This is a genomic window from Micromonospora sp. WMMD723, assembly GCF_049863385.1.
Lineage (GTDB): Bacteria > Actinomycetota > Actinomycetes > Mycobacteriales > Micromonosporaceae > Micromonospora > Micromonospora wenchangensis.
The window spans coordinates 4,680,321-4,687,690 of sequence record NZ_JBMKNR010000001.1 but is presented as its reverse complement, the minus strand read 5'-3'; the positions used below and the strand labels follow the sequence as shown (position 1 = coordinate 4,687,690).

The following is a 7,370-nucleotide window of genomic DNA, read 5'->3' as shown; positions in this document are numbered from 1 at the left end:
GACGGGGTGCCGGGATGCCGGTGGCTCGGAAGCTGTGGCCAGCCGAACGGCTGCCCGCTAGATCCGCCTCTCTCGTGAAATAGACGTCCAGAAGTGGCCAGAGCGCGACTCAAAAGATCACCCCGTGTCATCGACTGCTCTCGGAACGTAGCCCATAGGGCACCGTCCGTCGATAGATACACGTGATTGCTTGGCGACCCGCCCGCCACGACCCGGGGTCATCCCCGGGCCACCTCGACCCCGCCGATCCCCCAGCACAGGCCGGGGTTCGCCGCACCCGCAACAGCGGGACCGAACATCAGGCCCCTAGATCGTTAAGTACTGTTATTGCGATATAAGTCACACTAGACAACCCCGGTTGGGCATGACCACCGTGCCCGCGAAACACCCGGTCGATCCGTCCCGCCACGCGGACAGGGGGCGCTCACGTGCCGGGAAAGCTCCCGCCACAGCAGGGCTGCGGCGGGAGCGGGAGCGCCGAACGACCAATCCGCCCGGTGGACACCGTCGCCCAACCGGGCGGCACCGGTCCGCTCCCTCCCGGGCATCCGGGGCGGTGTGGACCGGGTGGCGTCGAGCGTCACCGGCCTACCGGCTCCTCTGCGGACGCGACCAGCACGTACCAGCCGGCCGACCGGTTCAGCAGTCCGGCATCGACGAGGAGACGCCGGAGGGTGACCGCGTCGAGCACGCCGTCGGTGCACCACGGCCGCAGGCGGTCGGTCACGACCCGCTCGTCGTACCGCTCGTCGGGGGCGAAGCTCTGCCCCGCCACGTGCCGCAGCACCGTCCGCCGGGCACCGTCCTCCTCCGGCAGCCGGACGACGACGTTGCCCCGCACGAAGCCGCGCAACCCCGGATCCGGCTGGTCGGCGACGGCCCGCTCCTCCTGCCGTCGGGCCGCCGTCGCCGCCACCCCGGCGAGGCTCTCCCCCGCCAGCGCGAGCCGCCCGGGGCCGTCCATCCGGAGCAACCCGGCCCGCAGGAGCTTTCCGATCGCCGGGGCCGCCTGCTGCCCCGTGAGCCCGGCGGCGGCCAGGATCTCGGTCGAGGTGGCCGCGCCGAGGGTGACGGCAGCGAAGACCTGACGTACGTCGGAGTCGGCGAGCAGCAGTGCAAGTTCTTCAGGGGTCATCGAATTCCCTCCCGGGTGCCGGCCGGCACCTCAGCGGCTCCGGCGACGGAGCATGTCCTCAAGATCGCTGGAGACGGAGTTCAGCTCCGTGCAGTCCGCACCCAGCTCCCGTACGGCGGCGGCGGCCGACCGCTCCGCCTTGCCGAAGATCGCGGCCTCGCCGTCGTCGGGAGCGCCCGAGACCAGGCAGCGGAAGGTGAACGTGCGCAGCGACCGCTCGTAGGTCACCGTGCCCTCCGACGTGAAGCGGGCGGAGAAGAGGTCGTGGTCGTCGGCCCGGGCGAGCAGCGCGGCGCGCTGCCCGTCGGTGAGCGGGGCGAATTTGCCACGGACGATGACCTTGTAGGTGTTGCTGCTCATGACTGCGGATCTCCCCATCAGAGGGTGGGCCGGTCGACCGGTCGACCGGAGCCGGCCGGCAGGGACGAACGGGGCGCGGACGGTTCCGCCGGCGCCCGGCGTCGGCTCCACCGGACCAGCGGCCCGTCCGGGGACAGGCGGTAGACCGGCCGGGTTCGCGTCCCGCCGACGGTGCTGGGAGTGCGGGCGCTCCGGCCCCGGATACAGCACCATATCCTAATACGGTGCTGTATCTGAAAGCCCGACGTTACCTCCTGGCAAATCATGATCTTTCGCGATTTCGGCTGTCGCCGGCGGTCCCGCGTCCCGCAGAATTAGCCAGGTGTTGATTCGGTACCTCCTCTCCCACGCCCTGTCCCTCCTGGGCAACTCCATGGCCGCGATCGCCCTGCCCTGGCTCGTGCTGGTACGCACCGGGGACCCGGCGGCAGCCGGGGTGATCGCGGCGGTGAGCGCACTGCCCATGCTGCTCGCCGCAGTGGCCGGCGGGCTGGTCGTCGACCGCTTCGGTCGCCGCCGGACGTCGATCTGGGCCGACCTCGCCTCGGCGGTGGCGGTGGCCGCGCTCCCTGTCGTCGACCAGGTCACGGGGCTCACCGTCGGCTGGTTCGTGGTGCTCGGGGTCGCGGGCGCGCTGCTCGACGTGCCGGGCATGACGGCGCGCGAATCCCTGGTGCCGGACGTCGCAACGGCGGCGGGGGTCGGCCTGGAACGGCTGGCGGGCCTGCGCGAGGGGATCAACGGCGTGGTCCTGGTCGTCGGCCCGGCCGCCGCCGGCGGCCTGCTCGTCCTCTTCGACCCGACCACGGTCCTCTGGGTCACCGCGGCGTGTTCGGCGGCGGCGGCCCTGACCACGCTCACCCTCCCGGCCCGGCTGGGTCGAGGTTCGGGTGAGGCGGGCGGCGGGATCCGCACCGAGTTGCTCAAGGGCTTCCGGGTCCTCGGCGGCGACCGGGTGCTCGCCGCGATGACCTTCGTGGTGACGATCAGCGTCCTCGTGCTGGCCCCGCTCCAGAACCTCCTGCTCCCGGTGTACCTCGTCGGCCGCGACTCGCCCGGCGGCTTCGGTCTGATGGTGGCCTTCCTCGCCGTGGGCGGCATCGGTGGGTCGATCGTGTACTCGATCGCCGGGGCGGGCCTGTCCCGGCGTACGGTGTTCGTCGTCGCGCAACTGCTCACCGCGGTGGGTACCGTGGGCCTGGCCCTGCTCCCACCGGTCCCCGTGCTGCTCGCCGCCGCCACGCTCGCCGGCTTCGGCGCAGGGCCCATGCAGGCCCTGGCCCTGGTGTTGGTCACCGAACGCATCCCGGAGCGCTACCGGGGTCGGGTCCTGGGCCTGCAGAACGCCGCCACGACCACGGCGGTTCCGGTCGGTACGCTGGTCGCCGGCCTGCTGATCAGTGGGATCGGCCTGCGTGAGACGGGTGTCCTGCTCGCCGTGGCCTGGGGGGTGGTCGCCGCCTTCGCCCTGCTGGTGCCGGCTCTGCGCCGGCTGGAGCCGCCGACGGACGCACGGCGGACACCGGACGCCGACGTCGACCGGGAGCCGACGGTGGAGAGCGCGTCGTCGGTCGACTGACGCGCGCTGCCGGCCCCGGGCAGGGGCCGGCAGTTCCCCGGTCAGGGGAAGGCGAAGCGCGAGAGGTGTCCGACGCCGCGCGAGACCGGCAGCTTCGCCAGCACCTTGGTGTCGAGCAGCAGCCGCAGCCGCAGGCCCAGAGGCAACCGTCGGTGGTCGTCCGGGTCGGCGGTGTCGTAGGCCCTGACCGACTCGACCAGCCGCAGGCCCGGGACGTCCTGCGGCACCTCGCGCGGGTCGTCGATGCCCCAGCGCATCTGCGCGCCGGTCTGTCGCATCACCGGTAACGGTCCGCTCAGGCGCACGGTGGCCCGGGAGTACGAGTCGAAGGCGATCTCGCCGCCGAGCGGGAACCGGGCCACGATGGTGCGCAGCATCCGCGGGCCGTCCTGGGCACCGAGGTACATGGCCAGTCCTTCACCGAGCACCAGCACCGGCCGGTCGGTCGGGATCTCCGTCAGCCAGCTCTCCTCGACCACCGAGGCACCGAGGGTGCGGCAGCCCGGACGCGCGGGATAGAGCGCGTCCCGCAGGGCGATGACCTCGGGTTGGTCGATGTCGAACCACCGCACCCCGGGACCAGGGGCAAGCCGTTGCGCCCGCCCGTCGAGGCCACAGCCCAGATGCAGCACGGTGGCCTCGGGGTGGGCGTCGAGGAACCGCCGGGTCCAGCGGTCGAAGAACCGTGTGCGGAGGGCGACACCGACAGCGGTCGCCGGTTGGATCTGCAACTTCGCGAAGTCGTAGTCCAGCTTGTCGAGGATCCCGGCCGCAGTGTGGTCACCGAGTATCGGGTGCGGTGATCGGGCGTCGACGGCCCGCGCGCAGAGGGTGGCGAGCGTCGTCTCCGCCGCTCCGGTCAGCGATACCTTCATTCCACATCCCCAGTCGGGTGGACGCGGGTCCCATGGCACGGGTGGACGGTGCGGCGGGGGCCGGCAGTGGCGGCACACCTGGTGTGGATCTCCGGCCGCAGGTCGATGCTATCGATGCCGGCTACGGTAGGCAAGGCAGCACTGACTTTCCGTCACCATCTTCCGTCCGCTGTGGATCCGCCCGCCACATCCGACCGGCCTGGTGGGCCCCTCCGACACACCGGCGCACCAGGAGCCTGAGTTCTGCGGTGCCGGGATGGTCGCGGACACCCGGTGCGGTCAGCCACCGGTCGGCCAGGACCGGCCACGGGGCGCACGGGGGGATGACCTGGTGACGGAAGCGCCGGCGTCGGGCCAGCCAGCGGGCCACCGCCCGCGCCTCCGCCCCGGGGCGATCGGCGCGGAGCACGTGCAGCGTCCCGTCCGGCACCGCCGCCTCCACCTCGGCCAGGAACGGGATCAGCCGCCGGGCCGGGCCCGACGCACCGCCCGCCGGGCCCGGCCCGGCGACGCTGTGCAGCGCCGGCGGGGCCATCACCGCGGCGGGGGCGGCGACGCCCGTGGCGTCCGGATGATCCACGGCGAGAACCAGGGTGCTCTCCCGACCCGCCAGGTGTACGCCGACCACGCCACGCACGGCGGCCACGAACCCCGGATCGGTCACCAGCCGCCACGCGCGCACCCGGTCCGCCCGCAGGCCGTACTCGCGCCAGATGCGCGAGACCGTGGTCTGCGAGACACCCGTGGCGGCCGCCAGTGCGCGGGTGGTCCAGCGCTCGCCGGTGGGCGGCGGCAGGTCGAGGGTGGCGACCACCACCCGGTGTACGAGGTCGGTGCCGATCGTGCGCGGGGCGCCCCGGCGCGGCTCGTCAGCGAGGCCGGCGAGCCGGTGGACGGCGAACCGGTTGCGCCACTTGCGGACGGTCTCCCGGCAGACCCCGAGTCGTTGGGCCACCTCGGCGGTGGTGTCCCCGGCGGCGCAGGCGAGGACGATGCGGGCGCGTAGCGCGAACGCGGATGTCCCGGCCGGAGTCCGGGCCAACTGCTCCAGCGCGATGCGCTCTTCGGTGGAAATGTGGTAGCCGTCGTCGGCGACAAAGGTCATGGAACATCCCGCCAACGAACTTGAAACTCATCGGCTGAATCTCCGCACGTCGAACGTGGTTCTGGGGATGAGTGATCACCGAATGGGACTTGACGGACGCGCTGCGTAGTAGTGAACATGAGTCCAGAATGACACATCGATCGAGGTGGTGATCGGTCATCAAACCACGCAGAGTCTCACTTGTATCAATGCCGTGGAACAGCGCGACACGACCGTCCATTCAGGTGGGAATTCTACGTTCGGTGGCCGAGGCCGAGGGCTGGCAGGTCGACTCCCATTACGCCTACCTCGACTTCTATTCAATGGCTCCGAAGATTCTCGGGCTGTCCGACGACGACTGGGCCCAGGCGTACGAACTCATCGCCGAGCGGCTCTACCACCTGTCGGTCGGCGACTGGATCTTCAGCCGACGCGGTGCGGCGCCCGAGGAGCGGGCGGCCTACGTCGACCTGCTGCGCTCCAAGCGGGTGGACGAGACCAGCATCGGGGTGATCGACGCGCTGCGGGCGGTGGCCGAACGGCACGTCGCCGCCACGACCGAACGGCTGCTCGCCGCCGAGCCCCAGGTCATCGGGTTCACCAGCATGTTCAGCCAGAATGGTGCGACCCTGGCGGTGGCCGAACGACTCCGCGAGGCGGGCTACACCGGGACGATCGTGTTGGGCGGCAGCAACTGCGAGGGCTCGATGGGCCGCGCGCTGCTGGCCAACTTCCCAGCCCTGGACGCCGTGGTCGACGGGCCGGGCGAGGAGGCGCTCGCCGCCCTGCTCGCCCAGGTGGCGGCAGATCAACCGGTGCGCTCGGCGGGCCGCCTGGTGGCGCGCGGGGAGGGGACCGCCCAGGTCGCCGAACTGATCCCCGCCGACCGGTTGACCGTTCCCATGCCCAACTACGACGGATTCTTCGAGCAGTTGTCGACGGCCGGTCTCGACCGGCTGGAACCGGATGTTTCATTGCCGGTGGAATTCTCACGCGGCTGCTGGTGGGGGGCCAAGACGCACTGCACCTTCTGTGGCCTGAACGGGGCCACGATGCGCTACCGAAGCAAGCACCCCGACTCGGTGGCCGGCGAACTCCGGCACCTGATGGACCAGTACGGCGTGCTCGACTTCTTCGCGGTGGACAACATTCTCGACCTCGGTTATCTGGATACCGCCCTACCGGCGGTCGAAGAACTGCGGTCGGACCATTCCCTGTTCTTCGAGGTGAAGGCCAACATGGAGTGGGCGGACATCCGCCGCATGCGTCGGGCCGGGGTGCGTTCGGTGCAGCCGGGCATCGAGAGCCTGAGCACCGAGGGGCTGCGGGCACTCCGCAAGGGTGCCACCGCCTTCCTGAACGTACGGTTCCTGCTCGGCTGTGCCGAGTACGGGGTGCGGGCGGACTGGAACATCCTCACCGGCTATCCCGGGGAGGCGCCGGCGTCCATTCTGGCCCAGATCGATCTGGTCGCCTCCCTGTCACACCTGGTACCGCCGCACGTGACCCTGATCCGCTTCGACCGCTTCAGTCCCTACGTGGAGTCCCCGGCCGAGTACGGGCTCACGTTGACCAAACCGTTCCCCGGCTACCGCTTCGCCTACCCGGCGCTGTCCGAGTCGGACCTGTGGAACATCGCCTACCACTTCGAGGGTGAGTTCACCGACGACCCCCGCAACGTCGAGTTGCGCCGCCGGTTGGCCGCACGCATCCGGCTCTGGCGCAGCCGTCACGGGGAGGCGTCCTTCACCTACCGGCTCGGCTTCGCCAGCGTCGTGCTCGACGACCGGCGGCCCGGCCTGCCACCGCAGCGGGTCACCCTGAACGGGGACTCGGCCCGACTGTTCCGTGCGGTGATCGGAGGTACCCGGTTCCGGGATCTCCAGGCCCAGGGGTGGGACGGGCCACGCTGGGACGCCGCGCTCGAACTGTTGCAGTCCTGGCAGCGGCGGCGCTGGGTGTTCGTCGAGGGCACCAAGGTGATCGCCCTGGCGGTGCGCTGGCGACCCTCGGCCTACCGCACGCCGCCGGCCAAGGGCACGCCGAAGCGCGTCCGGACCCAGGTCCCGCTCACCCTCTCCAGCCCCGCCACGCGTCGCTGACGTGGTGGCGGTGGACCACCGTCCGTACGACGCCCAGAAGGGAGGAAACATGGGACCGGTTGTCGTGTTCGACTGCATGACCGCAGATTTCCTGAACGACGACCCCAACAACGCCGAGCTGAGCGAGCTGGAACTGCACGAGCTCGAGACGTGGGGGGCCTGGTCGGACGAGGCCGAGCCGACCACGTGAGTCGGCCGGCGTGAGCCGCCCAGCGGACGCGTCCTGACCTGACCG

General features: G+C 71.1%; 7 protein-coding genes. 3 read left to right on the top strand and 4 right to left on the bottom strand.

The annotated features are described in order from the left end of the window. Positions 1-580: 580 nt before the first annotated feature. Positions 581-1,135: a DUF2087 domain-containing protein gene (locus ACN261_RS20735; RefSeq protein ID WP_425851661.1), complete on the bottom strand. Its 555-nt coding sequence runs from the start codon at positions 1,133-1,135 to the stop codon at positions 581-583. A gap of 30 nt (positions 1,136-1,165) precedes the next feature. After that, positions 1,166-1,495 carry a DUF6204 family protein gene (locus ACN261_RS20730; protein WP_425851659.1) on the bottom strand — a complete coding sequence of 110 codons (330 nt, stop codon included), beginning with the start codon at positions 1,493-1,495 and terminating at the stop codon, positions 1,166-1,168. Positions 1,496-1,817: 322 nt separating this feature from the next. Here ACN261_RS20730 and ACN261_RS20725 point away from each other — a divergent pair, with 322 nt between their 5' ends. Continuing rightward, the gene (locus tag ACN261_RS20725) at positions 1,818-3,074 is read left to right on the top strand and encodes an MFS transporter (protein WP_425851657.1); all 1,257 of its coding nucleotides are present in this window, start codon (positions 1,818-1,820) and stop codon (positions 3,072-3,074) included. A gap of 41 nt (positions 3,075-3,115) precedes the next feature. Here the strand turns inward: ACN261_RS20725 and ACN261_RS20720 are convergent, their stop codons facing one another. Continuing rightward, positions 3,116-3,949 (bottom strand): class I SAM-dependent methyltransferase, encoded by an 834-nt coding sequence (locus tag ACN261_RS20720; protein WP_421481338.1) that lies wholly within the window; start codon positions 3,947-3,949, stop codon positions 3,116-3,118. A 121-nt stretch (positions 3,950-4,070) separates the two neighbouring features. Beyond that, entirely contained in the window at positions 4,071-5,054 is a 984-nt protein-coding gene (locus ACN261_RS20715) for a helix-turn-helix domain-containing protein (protein WP_425851655.1), read from the bottom strand. Between the two features lie 158 nt (positions 5,055-5,212). Between ACN261_RS20715 and ACN261_RS20710 the strand changes: the two genes are divergently transcribed. Both ACN261_RS20710 and botA read left to right on the top strand, forming a co-directional pair. Next, the gene (locus ACN261_RS20710; protein WP_421486789.1) at positions 5,213-7,135 is read left to right on the top strand and encodes a RiPP maturation radical SAM C-methyltransferase; all 1,923 of its coding nucleotides are present in this window, start codon (positions 5,213-5,215) and stop codon (positions 7,133-7,135) included. A gap of 49 nt (positions 7,136-7,184) precedes the next feature. Beyond that, a complete protein-coding gene (gene botA / locus ACN261_RS20705) occupies positions 7,185-7,325 on the top strand; it encodes a bottromycin family RiPP peptide (protein ID WP_204925177.1) in 141 nt (46 codons plus the stop codon). The last annotated feature ends 45 nt before the right edge of the window (positions 7,326-7,370 follow it).

What these genes read in the sequence shown, in the direction of transcription:
- ACN261_RS20720 (WP_421481338.1), bottom strand. Translation starts at nt 3,949, where the DNA reads ATGAAGGTATCGCTGACCGGAGCGGCGGAGACGACGCTCGCCACCCTC.
- ACN261_RS20715 (WP_425851655.1), bottom strand. Translation starts at nt 5,054, where the DNA reads ATGACCTTTGTCGCCGACGACGGCTACCACATTTCCACCGAAGAGCGC.
- ACN261_RS20735 (WP_425851661.1), bottom strand. Translation starts at nt 1,135, where the DNA reads ATGACCCCTGAAGAACTTGCACTGCTGCTCGCCGACTCCGACGTACGT.
- ACN261_RS20730 (WP_425851659.1), bottom strand. Translation starts at nt 1,495, where the DNA reads ATGAGCAGCAACACCTACAAGGTCATCGTCCGTGGCAAATTCGCCCCG.
- botA (WP_204925177.1), top strand. Translation starts at nt 7,185, where the DNA reads ATGGGACCGGTTGTCGTGTTCGACTGCATGACCGCAGATTTCCTGAAC.